General features: G+C 53.3%; 19 protein-coding genes. 4 read left to right on the top strand and 15 right to left on the bottom strand.

Annotation, left to right across the window (positions count from 1 at the left end; all coding sequences use genetic code 11):
• Nucleotides 1–99: 99 nt before the first annotated feature.
• From araE to BZK40_RS03655, 5 genes are all read right to left on the bottom strand, one after another.
• Nucleotides 100–1,518, bottom strand: coding sequence for an arabinose-proton symporter AraE (gene araE / locus BZK40_RS03675; protein WP_079934275.1), 1,419 nt, complete (start codon nt 1,516–1,518; stop codon nt 100–102).
• Between the two features lie 315 nt (nt 1,519–1,833).
• Nucleotides 1,834–2,595: a 2-dehydro-3-deoxy-D-gluconate 5-dehydrogenase KduD gene (gene kduD / locus BZK40_RS03670; protein WP_003033923.1), complete on the bottom strand. Its 762-nt coding sequence runs from the start codon at nt 2,593–2,595 to the stop codon at nt 1,834–1,836.
• Nucleotides 2,596–2,652: 57 nt separating this feature from the next.
• The gene (kduI, locus tag BZK40_RS03665) at nt 2,653–3,489 is read right to left on the bottom strand and encodes a 5-dehydro-4-deoxy-D-glucuronate isomerase (protein ID WP_008785720.1); all 837 of its coding nucleotides are present in this window, start codon (nt 3,487–3,489) and stop codon (nt 2,653–2,655) included.
• Nucleotides 3,490–4,156: 667 nt separating this feature from the next.
• Nucleotides 4,157–5,335: an acetyl-CoA C-acetyltransferase gene (locus tag BZK40_RS03660; RefSeq protein WP_032944867.1), complete on the bottom strand. Its 1,179-nt coding sequence runs from the start codon at nt 5,333–5,335 to the stop codon at nt 4,157–4,159.
• A 102-nt stretch (nt 5,336–5,437) separates the two neighbouring features.
• Nucleotides 5,438–6,322, bottom strand: a complete 885-nt coding sequence (locus tag BZK40_RS03655; protein ID WP_079934177.1) for a LysR family transcriptional regulator — start codon at nt 6,320–6,322, stop codon at nt 5,438–5,440.
• Nucleotides 6,323–6,423: 101 nt separating this feature from the next.
• On the opposite strand from BZK40_RS03655, the gene BZK40_RS03650 reads away from it, so the two are divergent.
• Together BZK40_RS03650 and BZK40_RS03645 are read left to right on the top strand one after the other, a co-directional pair.
• The gene (locus BZK40_RS03650; protein WP_008785723.1) at nt 6,424–6,879 is read left to right on the top strand and encodes a multidrug/biocide efflux PACE transporter; all 456 of its coding nucleotides are present in this window, start codon (nt 6,424–6,426) and stop codon (nt 6,877–6,879) included.
• Between the two features lie 142 nt (nt 6,880–7,021).
• Entirely contained in the window at nt 7,022–8,251 is a 1,230-nt protein-coding gene (locus tag BZK40_RS03645; RefSeq protein WP_079934176.1) for an amino acid permease, read from the top strand.
• 784 nt (nt 8,252–9,035) lie between these two features.
• Here BZK40_RS03645 and rcnR read toward each other — a convergent pair.
• A complete protein-coding gene (rcnR, locus tag BZK40_RS03630) occupies nt 9,036–9,308 on the bottom strand; it encodes a Ni(II)/Co(II)-binding transcriptional repressor RcnR (protein ID WP_003825567.1) in 273 nt (90 codons plus the stop codon).
• A gap of 120 nt (nt 9,309–9,428) precedes the next feature.
• On the opposite strand from rcnR, the gene BZK40_RS03625 reads away from it, so the two are divergent.
• Nucleotides 9,429–10,322 carry a nickel/cobalt efflux protein RcnA gene (locus tag BZK40_RS03625; RefSeq protein ID WP_079934174.1) on the top strand — a complete coding sequence of 298 codons (894 nt, stop codon included), beginning with the start codon at nt 9,429–9,431 and terminating at the stop codon, nt 10,320–10,322.
• A gap of 45 nt (nt 10,323–10,367) precedes the next feature.
• On the opposite strand, the gene BZK40_RS03620 is transcribed toward BZK40_RS03625, so the two are convergent.
• The 7 genes from BZK40_RS03620 to BZK40_RS03590 form a co-directional block, all read right to left on the bottom strand.
• Nucleotides 10,368–11,750: an amidohydrolase family protein gene (locus BZK40_RS03620; protein ID WP_079934173.1), complete on the bottom strand. Its 1,383-nt coding sequence runs from the start codon at nt 11,748–11,750 to the stop codon at nt 10,368–10,370.
• 12 nt (nt 11,751–11,762) lie between these two features.
• Nucleotides 11,763–12,713 (bottom strand): carbamate kinase family protein, encoded by a 951-nt coding sequence (locus BZK40_RS03615; protein WP_079934172.1) that lies wholly within the window; start codon nt 12,711–12,713, stop codon nt 11,763–11,765.
• Between the two features lie 26 nt (nt 12,714–12,739).
• On the bottom strand, nt 12,740–14,290 hold the full coding sequence (locus BZK40_RS03610; RefSeq protein ID WP_003825560.1) for a hypothetical protein: 1,551 nt from the start codon (nt 14,288–14,290) through the stop codon (nt 12,740–12,742).
• Nucleotides 14,291–14,407: 117 nt separating this feature from the next.
• Entirely contained in the window at nt 14,408–15,826 is a 1,419-nt protein-coding gene (locus tag BZK40_RS03605; RefSeq protein ID WP_008785728.1) for a YlbE family protein, read from the bottom strand.
• Nucleotides 15,826–17,373 (bottom strand): acyl-CoA synthetase FdrA, encoded by a 1,548-nt coding sequence (fdrA, locus tag BZK40_RS03600; protein WP_079934171.1) that lies wholly within the window; start codon nt 17,371–17,373, stop codon nt 15,826–15,828. The genes BZK40_RS03605 and fdrA overlap by 1 nt, the downstream gene beginning before the upstream one ends.
• Complete coding sequence (locus tag BZK40_RS03595; protein ID WP_079934170.1) at nt 17,351–18,250, bottom strand: oxamate carbamoyltransferase subunit AllH family protein; 900 nt, start codon at nt 18,248–18,250, stop codon at nt 17,351–17,353. Before BZK40_RS03595 ends, fdrA begins: the two co-directional genes overlap by 23 nt.
• A gap of 15 nt (nt 18,251–18,265) precedes the next feature.
• Entirely contained in the window at nt 18,266–18,871 is a 606-nt protein-coding gene (locus BZK40_RS03590; protein ID WP_008785731.1) for an ankyrin repeat domain-containing protein, read from the bottom strand.
• 390 nt (nt 18,872–19,261) lie between these two features.
• Here BZK40_RS03590 and BZK40_RS03585 point away from each other — a divergent pair, with 390 nt between their 5' ends.
• Entirely contained in the window at nt 19,262–20,191 is a 930-nt protein-coding gene (locus tag BZK40_RS03585; protein ID WP_003825551.1) for a LysR substrate-binding domain-containing protein, read from the top strand.
• A gap of 42 nt (nt 20,192–20,233) precedes the next feature.
• On the opposite strand, the gene BZK40_RS03580 is transcribed toward BZK40_RS03585, so the two are convergent.
• Both BZK40_RS03580 and yjdI read right to left on the bottom strand, forming a co-directional pair.
• The gene (locus BZK40_RS03580) at nt 20,234–20,506 is read right to left on the bottom strand and encodes a GNAT family N-acetyltransferase (RefSeq protein WP_003033869.1); all 273 of its coding nucleotides are present in this window, start codon (nt 20,504–20,506) and stop codon (nt 20,234–20,236) included.
• An 11-nt stretch (nt 20,507–20,517) separates the two neighbouring features.
• Nucleotides 20,518–20,748, bottom strand: coding sequence for a 4Fe-4S mono-cluster protein YjdI (gene yjdI, locus BZK40_RS03575; protein ID WP_003825544.1), 231 nt, complete (start codon nt 20,746–20,748; stop codon nt 20,518–20,520).
• Nucleotides 20,749–20,778 lie beyond the last annotated feature (30 nt).

Below are 20,778 nucleotides of genomic sequence, written 5' to 3'. Positions count from 1 at the left end.
AATAAAAAAACCGGGTCGCGTTGACGCTTTCCCGGCCTGTAAGAGACTCCACTCGCAGGCCGGATAAGGCTGAACCGCTATCCGGCATGCTTGTCTGACTTACACCCCAATATCTCTTAACTTCTCGCCTGCCATCAGCTTACGTTCGATATGCTCTAGCGTGACGTTTTTGGTTTCTGGAATCAGCCAGAACGTGATGCCAATAAACACGACGTTCAGCGCGGTATAAAGCCAGAACGTACCGGCAGCGCCAATGCTGTCGAGCAGCGTCAGGAACGTTGCGCCAATGATCATGTTCGACACCCAGTTGGTGGTGGTGGAGCAGGTAATACCAAAATCACGGCATTTCAGTGGCTGAATTTCCGAACACAGGATCCACACCACCGGCGCGGCGCTCATCGCATAGCCTGCAATACACATCATCGTCATGCCAACTGACAGCCAGGATAGCCCACTGGAAGCCGTGCCGTTATCAAACTGCATCAGGCAATAACCAAGCACCAGCGTCCCGATAGCCATTACGCTGAAACCAATTTTCAGCGCCGGTTTACGTCCTGCTTTGTCGACCGTGAAGACGGCAATAAAGGTGGCGAACATAAACGTTAAGCCAACTACCAGCGTGGCAATCATCTGCTGCTCTGTGGTGGTAAAACCCGCCATTTTAAAAATGCGCGGCGCGTAGTACATGATGATGTTCATCCCGGTGAACTGCTGCATCGCCTGCAGTAACATTCCGAGGAAAACCGCACGACGCACGTTACGGTTAATTTTAAACAGCGCCCAACCACCCTGCTTCAGCTTCAGGCTTTCACGGATTTCGTTCAGCTCATCGCGGGCTTTTTCTGACGTATCGCGCAACATGCGCAGTACTTCTTCAGCTTCGATGTGGCGACCTTTCTCCGCCAGCCAGCGCGGGCTGTTGGGCAAGAAAACAACCAGAATAATCAGCAATACAGCCGGAAGCGCCAGCACGCCAAGCATAGCGCGCCAGTTACCGCTGTAGCTGAACGCGGTATCGGACAAAAAGGCCAGAACGATGCCCAGCGTCACCATCAGCTGATACATACTGATCATCTTGCCACGCACGTTTTCGCTGGCCATTTCAGAGAGATAGAGTGGTGCGGTGTAAGACGCGATCCCCACCGCTACGCCCAGCACCACGCGAGCAAAAATGAGCATTTCTACGCTGGAGGCAAGCGCCGAGCCCAGAGATCCGACGACGAAAAGGATCGCGCCCGCCATCAGGCTGTATTTGCGCCCCAGGCGGAATGACAACCAACCGTTAAACAGCGCACCAATTGCCGCACCCAGCATCATGCTGCTTACCACCCACTCCTGCAGGCGGCTGGTCAACACAAAGTGATCGGTGATAAAAGGCAACGCGCCAGCAATCACGCCAATATCCAGGCCGAATAACAACCCTGCGACAGCCGCAGAGATAGAAACAAACATATTCATACGTCGCGTATCGCGCACTGGGCGCGGCGCTAAAGCAGCATCATTATTTATTGAGACCATTTTTTCCTGCCAGATACAGAGTAACCATGCCATTGAAAGTAAGGGATCCCTTGCAGGAAGCGTCAGGCGGGAAACGGCAAAAACATGGATTAAATAGCTACACCACATGGTTATGTGATGGATATTCCAATTTTAAAATTTACCGACAATCACTCAATTAAATTTAATTCATTGATATTAAAGAATATTAAAAACAATAAATTTATACGTATGAAATTTAATATGGAATAATTTATAACCACAATATGGATTTTAATGATCCGAATATAAAAAAACCCTGCCAGAGGGCAGGGTTTGACGGTTCAGGAAAGCGAATTAACGTGCCAGCCAGCCGCCATCTACTGCAACGGTATAGCCGTTGATATAGTCAGATGCGCTGGACGCCAGGAACACGACAGGCCCCATCAGATCGCTCGGCAGACCCCAACGACCCGCCGGGATACGATCGAGGATCTCTGCGCTACGTTGCTCATCAGCACGCAGCTGTTGAGTGTTATTCGTCGCCATGTAACCCGGTGCAATCGCGTTGACGTTGATGTTATGTTTTGCCCACTCGTTCGCCATCAGACGGGTAACACCCATTACGCCGCTTTTAGATGCGGTGTAAGACGGCACGCGGATCCCGCCCTGGAAGGAAAGCATAGAGGCGATATTGATAATTTTGCCGCCGTTACCCTGAGCGATAAAGTGCTTCGCCGCGGCCTGAGACATAAAGAACACGCTCTTAATGTTCAGGTTCATCACGTCATCCCAGTCTTTTTCGCTGAAGTCGATCGCATCGTCACGACGGATAAGACCCGCGTTGTTGACCAGAATATCGATATGGCCGAATTCTGCCACTGCGCGCTCCAGCAGTGCCGGAATACCATCGATTTGACGCAGATCGGCGGTCAGGCTTAAAAAACGGCGGCCCAATGCGGTCACGCGTTCGATGGTTTCTGTCGGTTCAACAATGTTGATACCGACGATATCGCAGCCCGCTTCAGCCAGACCCAGCGCCATACCCTGACCCAAACCTGTGTCACAACCGGTCACAACGGCGACTTTACCTTCAAGAGAGAATGCATTCAAAATCATTGTAAATCCTTAATTTTTTATAATGCCCGCCGCAACAGGCACGGCTGTCGCCCGCAACTAGCGCAGATCTTTTACTGCAACATGGTCCATATCATCAAAGACCTGGTTTTCGCCGACCATGCCCCAAATGAACGTATAAGCTTTTGTGCCGACACCGGAGTGAATAGACCAGCTCGGAGAAATCACCGCCTGCTCGTTGTGCATCACAATATGACGCGTTTCCTGAGGCTGACCCATCATGTGGAAGACGCAGGTGTCTTCTTCCATATTGAAATAGAAATAGACTTCCATACGACGTTCATGGGTATGACACGGCATGGTGTTCCATAGGTTACCCGGTGCCAGTTCAGTCAGACCCATGCTCAACTGGCAGGTTTCCAGAACATCCGGCACAAAGTATTTGTTGATGGTACGACGGTTACTGGTGAGGTTATCGCCCAGCGTCACTGGCGCAACGTCTGCAGGCGTGACTTTCTTAGTTGGGTAAGTCGTGTGTGCCGGCGCGCAGTTGTAGTAAAACTTCGCCGGTTTCGCCGTATCAATACTGGCGAATACCACTTCTTTTGCCCCTTTTCCGACGTACAGCGCGTCGCGATGACCAATTTCATAGCACTGGCCGTCAACGGTAATCGTGCCCGGGCCGCCGATATTGATCACACCCAGCTCACGACGTTCGAGGAAATAGGTTACGCCCAGCTGTTTGCCGACTTCGCCACCCACAGAGACGGTTTTGGCCACTGGCATAATGCCGCCAACAATGATGCGGTCGATGTGGCTGTAGACCATGGTGTATTCATCTGCGACAAACACTTCTTCGACCAAAAACTCATTACGCAGCCCCTGAGTGTCCAGGGTTTTCGCATGCGCACTATGGATGCTTTGTCTTACGTCCACATTTACCTCCAGTGATAAATTGACCGTGAATGCTTAAACGAATAGCAAAACGCTGTTCCGTTTTATCTTATGCGCTCATGATATCCCTCCCTGAATGTGTTTTCAATTATAACTAAAACGATGTTTCACTTTTTACGCATCTTATTATCAAAAGTGTAAGTGCGATCACGCTAGCGCATATAAATCGCAAAATGGTTTCAATAAAATCACTTAAAACAATTAGATAGATAAAAACACAAAAGAGTAGATCATTAGTGGCAGGGATAAGATATTGAAAATACAGCCAGGCTCATACGTCATTCACACACCTTTTCTAACAAAGTGCGCTATCAATCACATGAAATGAAACAACGTTTTGATATGTTGGCAGGGTTTAGAGTGTATGTTTCTGTAACTGGCCTTGCCCTCCTGTTGGAGGGCTTTTTTATAGAGGAAGAGATAACACGGCAGAAAACTGTTCGAGAGGAAAAATATATACCCTAAATAATTCGAGTTGCAGGACAAAACTTCCCGGCCGTTTTGAACAGCGCTTGCGCTGGCCCCGAAGGGGTGAGGCCGTAAGGCCGAATCACGCGGCGACGCAGCGAATTCCCCGGAGCGTACATAAGTACGTGACTGGGGTGAGCGAGTAAAGCCAACGCACATGCAGCTTGAAGTATGACGGGGATTAGTCTCGTTCGATAGCGAGCGCCACCCCCTGACCACCACCAATACACAGTGTTGCCAGGCCCTTGTGCGCCCGACGTTTCACCATTTCATGTACCAGCGAAACCAGAATACGACAGCCAGAAGCGCCAATCGGATGGCCGAGCGCAATGGCCCCGCCGTTCACATTCACCCGCCGTTCATCCCACTCCAGCATTTTCCCAACGGATAATGCCTGCGCGGCGAAGGCCTCATTAGCTTCGATAAGATCAACATCAGCCAGTTGCCAGCCCACGCGCTCAAGGCAGCGGCGCGTTGCATACACTGGCGCAATCCCCATGAGCGCAGGGTCGACTCCGACGCTGGCAAAGGCGCGAATACGAGCCAACACAGGTAAGTTAAGTTCCTGCGCCTTGGCCTCGCTCATCATCATCACCGCAGCGGCACCGTCGTTGATGGATGACGCGTTACCCGCCGTTACCGAACCGAGTCTGTCAAAGGTAGGATCCAGACGCGCCAGCCCCTCGGCGCTGGCATCGGTACGCGGTTGTTCGTCGGTATCCACCACGAACGATTGCCCGTTACGCTGTGTTACCACCGGCACGATTTCATCTTTAAAGCGTCCGGCATCAATTGCCATCCGCGCTTTGTGCTGCGAGTGCAGCGCGTAGGCATCCTGCAATTCGCGGCTGATTCCGTATTCTCGCGCCAGGTTTTCCGCGGTAACGCCCATGTGATAATCGTTGAAGGCATCCCACAGACCGTCATGTACCAGGCTGTCGACCAGTTGGCTGTTCCCCAGCTGTGCGCCAGTGCGGCTATCGGTAAGGACATGCGGTGCACGGCTCATATTCTCTTGCCCGCCCGCAATCACAATGTCGGCTTCGCCACACTGGATAGCCTGGGTCGCCAGATGCAGCGCTTTCAGACCCGAGCCACAGACATCGTTAATGGTGATGGCGGAAACGGTATTGGGTAGCCCACCATTGATGGCAGACTGACGCGCAGGGTTCTGCCCGGCACCTGCGGTAAGCACCTGTCCGAGGATCACTTCATCCACAGCGTGAACGTCCACGCCCGTGCGTTCCAGTAACGCCTTGACCACCATGCTGCCTAACTCAACGGCAGAGTGGCGCGCCAGCGTCCCCTGGAAGCAGCCAATCGGTGTCCTTAATGCCCCGACGATCACAACCTCTTTCATCACTACCTCAGCGCAAAATAACACCGCAATAGTAGATGATTGTTAAAAATAGTTATCAAGGTTGTTTAAAAACGGTGATTTTTATCACAAAGGAAATTCGTATCACTTATTGGTCATCTGAACGCCACTCTGCTGTAAATGGTCACGCAACCAGCTTCCTGCCACACCAGGCGGTGATTTCTTATTCCACAACAGATCGATAGAGATAGCCTTTGGCCAGCCAGGCATCTTTAATTGCACCAGTGGTTTTTCTGCCGCAAACTCCTCCACCAGCGCACAAGGGAGCACGCACCAGCCGAATCCCTGAACAGCCATACTTAGCAATAACAGATAGTTAGGAGCAGACCAGACGGGGCCGCGCGCCACGTTGGTGCCGCTTTCCAGATAGGTATTCAAACGCAGCTCGCGCCAGGTGTGTAGCTGCTCCCACTGCAGTTTTTCTTGAGCCGCGAGCGGATGCGACGCTGCAACGTATAATCCCATCCAGGTTTGCATCGGCAGACGCGTAACGCCCATGTCGGTCGGGTAATCTTCCCGCGCCTCGATCAACCCCACCTGAGCACGTCCTTTTTGCAGCAGATCGATCACGTCTTCATCTTCACCAATCAGGCATTCAAACTCGGTATGGGGAAACTTGCGATCAAACTGCACCATCAACTCTTCCAGCACATCCGGATGCAGCGTGTCAGACAGCACAAAGGTCAGACGCGCCTCAGTTTCCCCCGACAGCGAGATCGCCGCCTCATCGAGACGTTCGCTGGCCGTCAGAATAGCCTGCACATAGCCCAACACCCGCTTACCTTCCTCGGTCAGCGTTGGCTGGCGGGATGAGCGGTCAAACAGCGCAAAACCAAGATCGGCTTCCAGATGCGCAATGGCCGTACTGATAGTGGATTGGCTTTTACGTAGCCGCCGGGCCGCCGCAGAAAATGAACCGCAGGAAACGGTCTCCACAAATGCCGTTAATGCTTCAGGAGAATAACGCATGAGCTATCTACTTTATCGATGGATACTATCTTTTAGATATCACATAAAACGATAAAATTGCCACCATTCCGTTATCCGGGCATCAAAGAAGGTTTTAGGTTATGCAACACGACACTGTCCAACGCCGCTCGTTAGTGGAGCGTATTTTTCATGCCGTCTGCTTTGAAGGCATTGCCACCGCGATCCTCGCACCAACCACCGCATGGTTGATGCAGCGCTCGGTGCTGGAAATGGGCGGACTGACCATTCTTCTCGCCACCACAGCGATGATCTGGAATATCATTTATAACGCCCTGTTTGACCGTTTGTGGCCGTCACACCTGGTAAAACGTACGGCGAAAGTGCGAGCATTTCACGCCTTAGGCTTCGAGAGCGGTTTTATTGTGATCGGGGTGAGCATCGTGGCGTATGTGCTGAACGTCAGCCTGGTTCAGGCATTCACGCTGGAAATAGGTTTCTTCCTGTTCTTCCTGCCGTACACCATGTTCTATAACTGGGCTTATGACACGTTACGCGAGCGCGTTATGAAGCGCCGCCAGCAGCGCGTTACTGCCTGATAATTAAAATAATAGTCGGAATCTTCTCGGTTCCGGCTATTGTCCCATTCACTCGCCCTCTTGTTCACACCTCCCCCAGCCCCTGCCATTTGTGGTAAATTGCGCTTCTTTTTGTTTATTTTATAGTTGATACGTTCAAATAATGTCGAAATTTTGGTCAAAAGAAGAGACTCTCTGGAGCTTCGCACTATATGGGACTGCCGTCGGCGCAGGAACCCTATTCCTACCCATACAGCTGGGTTCTGCAGGCGCGGTGGTATTGTTTATCACCGCACTCGTCGCCTGGCCTTTAACCTACTGGCCGCACAAGGCGCTGTGTCAGTTTATCCTGTCCTCAAAAACGTCGGCTGGTGAAGGGATCACTGGCGCGGTTACCCACTACTACGGCAAGAAGATTGGCAGCCTGATCACCACCCTCTATTTTATTGCCTTCTTTGTGGTGGTGCTGATCTACGCCGTAGCGATAACCAATTCACTCACTGAACAGCTGGCAAAACATATCACTATCGATCTGCGGATCCGCATGTTGGTCAGCCTTGGCGTGGTGCTGGTGCTGAACCTGATTTTTCTGATGGGCCGACAAGCCACTATTCGGGTCATGGGCTTTTTGGTGTTCCCGCTCATCGCGTACTTTTTGTTCCTTTCGCTCTACCTGACCGGAAGCTGGCAGCCAACGCTACTCACCGGCCAGATGTCTTTCGATCAGCACACGCTTCATCAGGTTTGGATATCTATTCCCGTGATGGTTTTCGCTTTTAGCCATACGCCAATTATCTCTACGTTCGCCATCGACAGACGAGAGAAATACGGCGAGCAGGCCATGGGTAAATGCAAAAAAATCATGAAGGTAGCCTACGTCATCATCTGCCTGAGCGTACTGTTTTTCGTCTTCAGCTGCTTGCTTTCGATTCCGACAAACTATATCGAAGACGCGAAAAATGAAGGCGTGACGATTCTTTCCGCGCTGTCGATGATGCCAAACGCACCGGCATGGCTGTCGATTTCCGGGATCATCGTTGCCGTTGTCGCGATGTCAAAATCATTCCTCGGCACCTACTTTGGCGTGATTGAAGGGGCAACGGAGGTAGTAAAAACGTCGTTGCATCAGGTGGGTGTGAAGAAAAGCCGGGCCTTTAACCGCGCTCTGTCCATCATGCTGGTCTCGGCTATCACGTTTATCATCTGCTACATTAATCCTAATGCCATTTCAATGATTTACGCGATAAGCGGCCCGCTGATTGCCATGATTCTGTTTATCATGCCGACATTGTCTACCTATCTGATCCCGGCGCTGAAGCCGTACCGTTCAGTGGGTAATCTGATCACCCTGATTGTCGGTCTGCTGTGCGTATCTGTGATGTTTTTTGGCTAGAACGTGTTGTTTAACGGCTCATTCTCCTGAAAGTGGGTGCGATGTCGTTCAGTTAACGACTCAATTTCAGAAAGTTTCAACCTGTGTTGGCGGAAGTAATGAACATGCTATCTCAGAGAAGGGTTCCGTTCACCTCATGTTCATCGTTTCTCTGAAGCACCGATTCCTGTGAACGTGCAAGGGAGGCTCACCGCCGCCTCCCTTGCAACCCAGGCTCCCGGCGGGAAAATCGTCGCTACGCGATTCATTCGTCTTATGCCGTCTGCCTGTCGGGTCGGGGCCGAGCCTGCGTCCATGCAGCCCGTCCCCTCTGTCCGCATCCCTGCGGACAGCCCCGGTCAGACGTCAACTCCTCATCGATTTTCAGCCGGACCCGAGTCATCGCTTCAACGCTCTGATTTCCAGTTAAATCTGTTTTGCTGTTCAGACCAAAAACGCAGATGGTGAGGTGTGGGCTGGTCCGGCTGAAAATTGCCGACGTGTTTCCGTAAGCCCGGGAGAGCCAGCATGGATGCTGGCTCAGGGCGCGCTTTGCAGGGATGCTTCCTCGCGCCCGACCCGGTAGCCTGGAGGAATAAGCGGAGGGGACCGCGGAGCGGCAATTTTCCCGCCGGGAGCCGGGATTGTAAAGGGCGTGGCGAAGAACGCCCTTTACACGTTCACGGGTATCAATGCTTCAGAAAAATAACACTGCTGAGGTGAACGGAACCCTGAGAAAGAATCACATGTTCACCCTACATGCTTAACTGGACGGTATTGAACGTGGATGAGCCGTTAAACTGACTTATTTGATGTACGAATCCAGCACTTTCAGGACCACATCCAAATCCTCTTCGCGCTTAATTTCATCGCCCTGATGCACAATGTGCTCGGTCAGATGACCTTTAATCACTTCACGCATTAATCCGTTTACTGCCCCGCGGATCGCCGCTATTTGCTGCAATACTGCCGCGCATTCATGCGGTTCATCCAGCATGGTTTTCAACGCCGCTACCTGCCCCTGAATCTTGCTGGTTCGGGCTTTCAGCTTTTGTTTGTCGCGGATCGTATGTGACATAACTTTACCTTTTTAACGTCTGGCTGTAGGGACAATACCATCGACATTCTACTGGGGGGTAGTATTTGATACTGGGGGGGAGTAGAATCAGGCGAAATTAAACAACTAAGAATCATTCTCATGGGTGAGTTTTCTACGCTTCTTCAGCAAGGTAACGCCTGGTTTTTCATTCCCAGCGCGATTCTATTGGGTGTGTTACACGGCCTGGAGCCGGGGCATTCCAAGACGATGATGGCGGCCTTTATTATTGCCATTAAGGGGACCATCAAACAGGCAGTGATGCTGGGGCTGGCAGCAACGCTGTCGCATACCGCCGTGGTATGGCTGATTGCGCTCGGCGGGATGTATATCAGCAAAGCGTTTACTGCCCAGGCCGTTGAGCCCTGGCTGCAGTTTGTCTCGGCGATTATTATTCTCGGGACCGCATTCTGGATGTTCTGGCGAACCTGGCAGGGAGAGCAGAACTGGCTGGCCCAGACGCATCACGACCACAATCACGAGCATCACCACCACCATGATCATGATGACCATCACCACCATCATGACCACGATGACGATCATCATCATCATCACGAACACGAGCATAATCACGACCATGCCGCACTGGCAGGACTCACCGAAGGATCGAAAGAGTATCAGGATGCCCACGAACGGGCGCATGCCACCGATATTCAGCGCCGCTTTGCGGGCAAAGAGGTCACCAACGGCCAAATATTACTGTTCGGTCTGACCGGCGGGCTTATCCCGTGCCCAGCCGCCATTACGGTGCTGCTGATTTGCATCCAGCTCAAAGCCTTCACGCTGGGTGCGACCATGGTGCTGTGCTTCAGCCTCGGGCTGGCGCTGACGCTCGTAACGGTGGGCGTGGGAGCGGCAATCAGCGTGCAGCAGGCGGCCAAACGCTGGAGCGGATTTAACACGATGGCACGCAAAGCCCCCTATTTTTCCAGTGTGCTCATTGCGATGGTCGGCTTATATATGGGGATTCACGGCTATATGGGGATCGTCGGTTAACACCAAGAGAGCGCAGCAGCGCTTGCCGCTGCGCGTAAAACCAGGCTAGCTTTCGACACTCCCCCACACCAGTTGCCCTTTATGGAAGGTCGCGGTGCGTGGGGAAATTCGCGCGACCGCTTCTGCCGAACAGGAGGCATCCACCAGTACAAAGCTGGCTTCATCCTGCGCTTTTGGCCAGACGCGCTCACCTTTATCGTTTAGCGGCAGCACATCGCCGGTGGCAAGAAACAGCGCACGCGACAGGTTAAGCTCATTGGGGCGAATATAGAGCTGGGCGTACAGATTCGCCTTCTCCAGCATGTCTCCCAGCCCGTACGGCGACCAGTGATCAATTACGCTGTCGGTTCCGGTAATCACTTCCACGCCTTTATCGCGCAGCTGCTTGAGCGGCATGTGCAAGGTACCGATCGGCACCGTCGAGGCAATGGTAATCTGCTGCGCCGCCATACGGCCCGCCAACGTGTCTACCTGCTGTTCGTTCAACGTTGCCAGCGCAAACGCGTGGCTGATGGTCAGTTTGCCCTTTAACTGTGGCGTTTTCTCCACCGTTTCCACCATGTAATTCACCGCCGCCACACCCGCCGGGCTGGTTTCATGCAGATGGATATCTACGCCTTTATCGTAATCCAGCGCAATCTGGAACATGGTGTCGAGGGATTTTTCCATCGCCCCATCGACGCTGGTGGGGTCCAGACCGCCGACATAATGCGCTCCCGCCTGCATCGCTTCGCGCATCAGCGGTTCAGATTTTGATAACAGCAGGCCATGCTGCGGAAACGCCACGATTTCACAGGCAAAACCCGGTTGGCGACGCGCCAGTACCGCCTGCAGGTTTTCGAGATTTTTCAGCCCGGAAACCGGTTCGATATTACAGTGGCTGCGCGCGATCGAGGTGCCTTTTGACTGCAGTAGATCGATCAGCTTTTCCGCACGCTCCTGCGTATAAGGCTGGAGTTCAGGCAGCAGCTTTTGTTCCAGGCGGATCATATCCTGAATAGTGGTGCCAGCCGGACGGTTCAGCGAACGCCAGGGACCGCCGTAAAAGGTTTTATCCAGATGGATGTGCATGTCGCGCATGGCGGGCAGCATCAGCTTTCCTCCCGCATCATAGTGCGGCAGCGTCGCATCCGGATGCTGCTTATTCTCGCGCAGCGCAACGATTTTTCCGTCCTGGATTTCAACGGTTTGCAGCGCGGTACGGGTGTGCACCACCACCGAGTTTTCGTAATCAAAGCCCGCTTCCAGCAGGACGTTATCCAGGTAATAGTGTTTATCGTTAATCGTCATTGTGCTCTTCGACCCGCAGGTGTTCCCGACAGGATTAGCAGCATACGCGACCGGAGCGACCGCGCCAAACAGCGCGGCAGCGGTCACCATTTTTCCGCTCTGGCTTAAAAATTCACGGCGGCTGTTACTTTCCTTCATTCACGTCTCCTCTCAGGAATGGACAATATGGGTGCCCGTTTCGCCGCGCAGTGCGGCAGGCAGGCATTCCGGCGTGGTGATGATCACTCGTTTACCGCCACGCTCCAGAAACGCCAGGCTGGCAACGATCTTGGGTAACATGCTGCCAGGCGGGAAATGACCCTCCTGCATGTAACGGGTCATCGTTGCAACATCCACCGTATCCAGCGCCTGCTGGTTGGGTTTGCCAAAATGAATACAGACCTGCTCGACGCCGGTGGTGATAACCAAAATGTCGGCGCGGATCTCCTGCGCCAGTAGCGCCGTGGAGAGATCTTTATCAATCACCGCGTCCACGCTCTGGTAATCCCCTTGATCGCTACGCACCACCGGGATCCCGCCGCCACCCGCGCCAATAACCACAAAGCCTTGCTGGGTCAGCGTTTTGATCGCCTCCGCCTCGACAATGCGCTTCGGTTGTGGAGAGGCGACTACCCGACGGTAGCCGCGCCCCGAATCCTCAACAAAGCGCCAGCCCGGATTGACCCGCTGCAGTTCATCACGCTGCACTTCGCTAAAGAACGCTCCAATGGGCTTGGTCGGATTAGCGAAGCCCGGATCGTTTTTGTCGACCTCCACCTGCGTGACCACCGTAACTGCCTTCTGCTCACCGCGCCGCGCCAGACGGTTATTCAGCGCCTGTTGGATCAGGTAACCGATACCGCCCTGCGTATCGGCAACGCAGTTTGCCAGCGGGGTAAGCGGCAGCCCTTCACGCTCGTGCGCGATTTCCGCACGCCGCAGATCCAGCCCTACCTGTGGCCCGTTACCGTGCGTCAGCACAATGTTGTAGTCCGATGCCAGCATCTCCAGCACCGTATCCGCTACCGCTTTCACCGCTTCAGCCTGGTGTTCAATCGACTGGCTGGCGTTATCTTTGATAATGCTGTTGCCGCCAATGGCAACGACCACAAGTTCTTTCATAGTGTTATCTTCCGCTTGCAGGCAATTCAGGTCGTTTTCGTTGGTTCCTGCTCAGGCGCAGTCACCGCTTCACGGCTATCAAGAACATGCTTGAGGACAAACATGCCACTCATCATCAGGTAGGCCACAACAAACATCATCGAGCTGCCTTCCGCAAAGCCAACCGCCGGGGAGTGAATCACGCCAAACAGCGATAACAGCGCGCCAAAGGCTGCGGCAATCGCCCCGCGTAACGGCTTGTTCATAATGGCGAAGATAGCGACGCAGCCCCACAGCATGCTGGCCAGCGGTGCGCCGCTTCCCAGATGCACCAGTCCGTCGTAATAGACACCTTTGCTGTGCAGCAAGTCACTACCCAGTTTCCCCGCGGATGTTCCGGCGGCACCCATCACGCTGTTGACGATGGTTAATGCCCAGTTGGCGATCCACGGGAACAGACAGATGAAGATAACGGGAACCTCGACTTTGGGCGTTTCTCGCACCACCTGGTTGGCGGTCACCACGCCGATAAACACCAGAATCGGCACTATCGCGGTCATCGGAATAATGGCGAGCATAAACGCGCCCAGCCCAAACAGCGGCACCAGGAACATGGTGATGCCTGAAGCGAGGGTATAGCCGATGCTGGCGCCCATCGCTTTCCAGCCCGCATGCCCAACATATACGGTCACCGGGAACGGGTTACCCAGCATGCAGCCGAGCATGGAGGCAAAGCCGTTCGCCATCATGACCTTACGGGTGTTGTACTCATCGCCCGCCGCGTGCGCACTTTCAATGTTCTCAAGGTCAAAAATATAGTTCGCCAGGCCCAAAGGAACTGCAGAAGCCAGATACGGCAGTGCGTGCGGTAAACCTTGCAAGAAGCTGTCGACATGAATTTCCGGCGGGTTGAAGCCAAAGGAAGACATCGAAGCTTTAATGGCTTCCGGGCTTTGTAAACCGGAGATCCACGCCAGGGCCGTACCGGCAATCAGCAGCAGTAAACCGGTAGGAATACGGGCAAAAATCGGCTTCTTACCGAACCAGTTAATGAAGATCAGCAACAGGACGATGAAAGAAACCGTCGGCGCTTCGAATGCCTGCAGCATCGGGTTCATCGCCAGCAGCAACAGCCCCAGGCCGGACAGACAAGAAAGCAGTACCGTACGCGGGATCATCTTGCGGATGGTCTCGCCCAGGAAGGAGCCGCCGACCAGGATCAACGCTTCGACAAAGCACCACACCAGGGCTATCTGGATAGCGAAGTTGGCATCTTTGGTTTGCTGATAAACCGGCATCAGCACCAGGAAGGTCACGGTGAAGATTGACGGTGCACTCGGTCCGGACGGCAGCGCCGTTACGTCGTTACGCCCGGTGTGCTTTGCCATCTGCAGGCCAAACCAGGCGTAGCAGACGCTGGCCACCAGCACCGCCAGACCAAAGGCAGGCGCAATGCGACCATAGACAATTTCGGTAGGGATCCCGACGACAAAAATGAGCAGCCCCATCATTGTCAGCAGGTTAGTCAGGTTGTTGGTCATCAGCCCAAAGTAAGCCGCCCAGTCACCACGTTTCCATTCTAGTTTTATGCTGTTCATGGAATATCCTTAACAGGTTAAGCATCATTTGCGATCGCGGAGATCGCCCAGCCCTGCAGGTAAGCAACGTTTTTCGCTTCGCTACTGTGGGGCTAACCGCGTTAGCCCCGGTTATTGTTATTGGCAGTAGCGGTCGCGCCAGTTGAGGATCGCCTTTTCAAAACAGGCGAACGGCGGGTGAACTATTCCGGCGCCGATCATGCCGATCCCCGCGTCTTTGTGCGCAATAGCGGTGTTGATCACCGGCAGAATGCCGGTGCTGCCTACGCGCGTAATATCAATAGCGGTCGGTACGCCCATAAAACCAAGCAGCGGAATGGTGACGTTGGGGTTTTCGCCGAGAGTGATTTCTCGCATCTGGCGAGAGAAATCAACGGCCTCTTCGACCGTACCGCCCACCAGCGCTACGATGGCCGGTGCCGTCGCCATCGCGAAACCGCCAATGCCGTAGGTTTCGGTGATCGCGCTATCGCCGATATCACGTCCGGAATCTTCCGGCTTGTAGCCCGCAAACATCGGCCCAATCACCTGCTGCGCCGGACCGGTAAACCACTGGCCCGGTAAGCCACTAATGCGCAGACCGAACTCAACGCCATTGCGCGCCATCGTCGTCACCACGGTGCTGTATTCAATACCGTGTGCAGCGTCCATTGCGGCTTTACACATCGCCATCCAGGTCGGTCCGGAGAAGTAATCACTACTGAGGACGAACTCGAACACCTCACGTTGCTGCTCAACCGGATAGCCGGTCTGAATAATCCACGGCGTCAGCGCCTGAATCAGCAGCGCCGTCCCGGCGTTGTTGCGGTTATGGCACTCATCACCCATGTGCAATGCCTGCGCCAGCATCAGGCGCAGATCGATTTCGCCCGCCAGTTTCATAGCGTCGCGCAGCATCGGTCCCAGCACATCGCGCATCCAGTTCAAACGATCGATAACGCTCTGATCGTTCGCGCCCATACGCAGGATCTTCGCCATCTGCTCGCTCATATTGGTATATGCGCGGTTGCCATAGGTTTTGTTCTCGACGATGTGCATAAACATCGATGCCGACGTCACGCCCGCCATCGAGCCGACACAGTCATGCTCGTGGCATGGAGAGAAGATGATTTCACCCGAGGCGGCCAGTTCGGCGGCTTCATCCAGATCTTTCGCCAGCCCTTCAAAGACCAGCGCCCCGGTTACCGCCCCCTTCATTGCGCCGCACATTTTTTCCCAGCGGATTGGCGGCCCGGCGTGCAGGATGGTGTTACGGGTCATGCCCGGCACGACGTTGATCGCCTGGTCATAGCCAATCAGCACCGGATGCGACTGGATAATGCGTTCCAGCGCCTGCTGGTTAGCGGCCGCGATTTTGTCTGCCAGCGGCGAATCGGCAATGTCGTCCAGCGCAGCCACGACCTGCATGTTGCCCTGCCCCGGCGGCGTCCAGTCGAGCTGGGTCACCGGTACGTTCTGCTTTTTCAGGTCATCGCTGAACATCGCGATGCCAACGTTAATCACGTTCAGCGGCTGGTTAAACAGTGTCTGGCTCATCAGGCTTCCTCCCCTTTACAGATAAATTCACGCGCCAGCAATCCGGTGTTGGTGCTACTGCTCGCCCAGATAACCCCGGCGTCGGTCAGCATCTGACACTGTTTTTCCAGCGACGGCGTATCAATATCGGTTCCCAGCACATAGCCGAGGATCTCAAGCGGACGACCGTCTGCGACGGCGATCGCTTTGGCTTCAACGATCGCATCGAGCATCACGCCAACCGGATCTTCATGCGATCCAAATCCAAGGACGAAGTCCATCACGATCACGCCAACTTCAGGATCGCGCGCTTCCTGTAACAGACGACTAATGCGGTTGGTGGGATCGATCATCGGGTGCGGTTTGCCATTGGTAAAATCGTCATCACCGAAATCGAGGAAGGTATGCGCCACGCTGCGGTTGAGATCTTTCAGGCGGAACGCCGGATCCGGATGAATGTTGCTGTAAACTTCGGCATGTTTTTCCATGGCAGCAAACATCGCCTCATCGCACAACGTGCCGCCGCAGAACAAGCCACGGATGTACTTTTGCTGTGGAGTCAGACGGGCGCGAACCTCTTCAATCAGCGGCCAGTTGAGCGGATGTAGATCCAGACTCTCTTTTTTCACGCCGGTCAGCAGTACCGCTTTCAACGCCGCCTCTTTAGTACCGCGGGCAAACTGTAGGCCTTTTTCATCCGCAGGCGCGGCTTCACGTCCGAGGAAACACACCACCACGGGCTTATGACAGGCGCGCGCACGTTCCAGCACCTTGCGCACCACCGCTGGCGCAGGCGGTTTGGAGATAAGTGCGATGATCTCAGTTTGCGGATCGGCCTCCAGCATGCCAATCGCGTCAAGCATCATCAGGCCGCCAATCTTTTCACTCAGATCGCGTCCACCTGTGCCAATCAACTGGGAAATTCCGCCGCCAAACTCGTGAATGCGTACGCTCAGCTCCTGGCTACCGGTACCGGAGGCACCAATAATTCCGATGTTGCCGCGACGCACCGCGTTGCCAAAACACAGCGCCGCGCCGTTAATGATGGCGGTTCCGCAATCTGGCCCCATCATCAACAGTCCTTTTTCATGCGCCAGCTGCTTAAGCGCCAGCTCGTCCTCAAGAGAGACGTTGTCAGAGAACAGCATCACATTGAGGTTATTTTGCAGCGCCTGGCGCGCTTCACGCGCGGCAAACAGGCCATTGACTGAGATCACCGCCAGATTGCTCTCAGGAACATGCTTCTTCGCGCTGGCAAGCGTGGCATAGCGCGATTCATGCTGGCCCCCCTGCTCTTTATGCGTAAACAGATCGTCAATCGCCATCAGCGTCTGGTCGTTCGCCGCCTCGCTGGCGCCTTTAATGACAATCATCAGATCGCCACTTTTCGCCTCTTCCAGTTCAGGCGTCAGCAGGCCGAGATTCTTCAGCACGCCCTTATTCATCTCTGTCGCCATAGCCACAAACGCCTGCTCAACGCCATCGAGCTTATTTGCGCGCGTGGAGATAGACATCAGTGAGACAGAATCAAAATACGTGTTCTTTTTAACAACTATCCTGATTGACATAATTCCCTCCGGACCTGTGGCTCAGGGCGCAGGCATCCGCCATGCCATACAGCATGTCGCAGCCAGAACTTGAGCCGATATTTTTAATGTCAGTAATATATTGCGTAGAAACGGGTTGTTGCTCAGTAATAAATTGGTTCAGCAGCCGTCCGATGCTTTCCCGATAACGCTGATTAAATGCTTCCTCTAGCGTTATTTTGCTAAGTAGCGTTGTATTATTTCCTGCACGTGGCAATGCCGCTAAAAAATCATCTCTATATTTCCTCAGCGGATATCCGGGAATAAATAAAATGGTGCTTAAGCCTACTAAATAATCATCCGATGAGGGCGTCAGCCCTATCCCCAAACCAATTAAATGGCTGACCGCCGTAGTAATATTTTCTCCTGTACGCAACGCCGTCAGTAATGTTTGTCGGCGGTTGAGTAATTGACGGGTGATTTCCTGATAAAACGGATTGTCACCCCGGTACAGAAATAATGTGTCGTCGCTTGTTAGCTGTTGGCGGATAACCTCTTCCCAGTGCTGCCAGCCGACTGCGGCAAGGCTTGCTGCATCAGATGTCCACCGTGGTATTCGCCACAGCTGGCAACCGGCGGTTTCTATCCATTTATCATTGCCAACAACTATTCCCGACCCGCTAAAATTGACCCGCTCACCGGGGTGAAACAGGTCTTCACAATGCGTCAGCGCCAACCGACAGCTGTTAGGTGCGTTATCACAATCTTCACTCAGTAACGTCAGCAGCCGCTGCTGTTCGGGTATCAACAGGTTTACCGCGTGGGAAAAAACCTGTTCAACCCGTCCCGTTCCCCGGAAAGTGAGAAACGCGCTGTCTGCGGTTAGCGCCCGTACGCATCGCCGTGATGGCGTAGCGATAATGGCGCTCCTGTGTCAGGCTCCGGCCGCAATCAGCAGCTCGGCAATTTCGTGGTACCCTTTCTCTCGCGCCAGTTCCAGCGGGGTTTTACCGTATTTATCCGTCATGTGCGGGTTTGCGCCATGGTCGAGCAGCAGCTTAACGATCTCCTGCTGCTTCGCACCGCCGTCATTTAGCACGATGGCTTCCAGGAGCGGCGTCCAGCCAACAAAATTAGTATGGTTGACATTGATATCGGTACGCAGCAGCAGCTCGCGCACGATCTCGACATGACCTTTTTCGCTGGCTGGTGTAATACCAACGCCGCCAAAACGGCTCAGGCAATTGAGGTCGGGGTCAGCCGGTAATACCGTACGCAACAGCGTTAAATCATTAGTCAGGCAGCTAATCAGGAAAGGGTTAAAACAAGTTTGATCTTGTTTATTAATATCGGCACCCGCAGCAATCAATAAAGAAACACAGTCATAATGTTTATTCAGGCTGGCAATAATAATGGCAGTACGCCCCTGGCGGTTGGTGGCGTTAATATCCACATTTTTTGCCAGACAGGATTTTAATCCATCGGCATTGCCCTGCTCTGCCGCCAGCAGAAATTCAGTAATGAGTTCTTTCTCTGACATAATCGCTCTCCTGCAGTTTTTTAGACTTTTTAAATATCCGATAACCTGAGAATAGCAATAGAGTGCAGAGAATAACATCCGCTTAAATTTCATTCATCGTTAGCGCATCGATTATTGAATCAATTTTAACAATGAGAACAAAACGTGCTGTAGTGCAATCTTTCCCTTATGGCTGGGGCCCTTTTAGCCACTAATCAGTAGTCCGGGAAATCAGGCAGTATGCTGCACGGATAGCGGCCTGCAATTAAAATACAGAAGTGTGATTGCCTTCAAATCAAATGTAAAACTAGTGTTAAATTCTGTTCAAAACTGATTGCTCTGTATAAGGATTACAAATACATTCAACAATCATCGTGTTGCGGATGCGCATTGTCGCCGGAGGGGAGAAAGATGAATTCAATATTTACCGAGGAAAACCTACTGGCATTTACGATGGCTGCCCGCTATAGCAGTTTCAGCAAGGCGGCGGAGGAGCTTGGCTTAACCACATCGGCAATTAGTTACACCATTAAGCGCATGGAAATGGGTCTCGACGTGGTGCTGTTTACCCGCAGTACTCGCAGCATTGAGTTGACCGAGTCCGGGCGTTACCTGTTTCGCAAGGCGACCGACCTGCTCAACGATTTCCACGCCATCAAGCGCAGCATTGATACCATCGCTCAGGGAATTGAGGCTCGGGTGCGCATCTGCATTAACCAGCTGTTGTATACCCCTCAACATACGGCGAGGCTGCTGCAGGTACTCAAGAAACAGTTTCCAACCTGCCAGATAACCGTCACTACAGAGGTGTATAACGGCGTCTGGGATTCGATCATCAATAACCTGGCCAATATCGCGATTGGCGCGCCCGATACATTACTGGACGGCGGCGGAATTGATTACACCGAGATCGGCGCGATCCGTTGGTCGTTCGCGATTGCCCCGGATCATCCGCTGGCGTTTATGCCTGAACCCATCTCTGAGAGCCAACTGCGCCTGTACCCGAACATCATGGTGGAAGACACCGCACACACCATCAACAAAAAAGTCGGTTGGCTGTTACACGGTCAAGAGTCGATTCTGGTTCCCGATTTTAATACCAAGTGCCAGTGCCAGATCCTGGGGGAGGGCATCGGTTTTCTGCCAGACTATATGGTGCGCGAGGCGATGGAAAAGTCGTTGCTGGTGACACGGCAGATCCACAACCCACGTCAGGATTCACGAATGCTTTTGGCAACCCAGCATTCGGCAACCGGTCGTGTCACTCAGTGGATTAAAAAAGAGTTTGGCCCACAAGGGATACTGACGGGGATTTATCAGGATTTACTGCATCGGGCGTGATGCACCGGATGGCTGTTATACCTTCCGGTGCATATAAGATAATCAGGCGCGGATATCGTCGTACTCGCGGGTTTTATCAAATTCATGTTTGGCAAACGGGCACAGCGGAATAACTTTGCGGTTTTCAGCGCGCATCTTCTCTACCACTTTCGCCACCAGCTGTTTGCCGACGCCCTGACCTTTCAGGCTGGGATCAACATCGGTATGTTCAATGATGCTCAGATGCTCGCCCGTCGGCACGAAAACAATCTCGGCAACCTGGTTGCCCTCAGCATCATTGACATAAAACTTGTTATGGCCTGCAAGAATTTCCATGCTTCCCTCACTCATTTTTGGCGATATTTCAGCGCACCGCTCGGACAGGTATCGATGACCTTGATGACCGTGGCAACGTCCACTTCATCCGGAATAATCCACGGTTTACGTTTCAGGTTAAACAGCTTCGCGCTTCCCCGCACGCAATTGCCCGAATGCTGACACATCGCCGTGTTGAAGTAGACGTCAATCTTCTCGCCGGTATAGGCCCGGTAACCTGCATCCAGTAGTTCCTTATCCACGACATTGCCTCGCATTTTTTTATTGTCTGG

Origin of the sequence: Citrobacter portucalensis (genome assembly GCF_002042885.1) — a bacterium.
Classification (GTDB): Bacteria; Pseudomonadota; Gammaproteobacteria; order Enterobacterales; family Enterobacteriaceae; genus Citrobacter; species Citrobacter portucalensis.
This window is presented reverse-complemented; position numbering and strand designations above follow the sequence as displayed.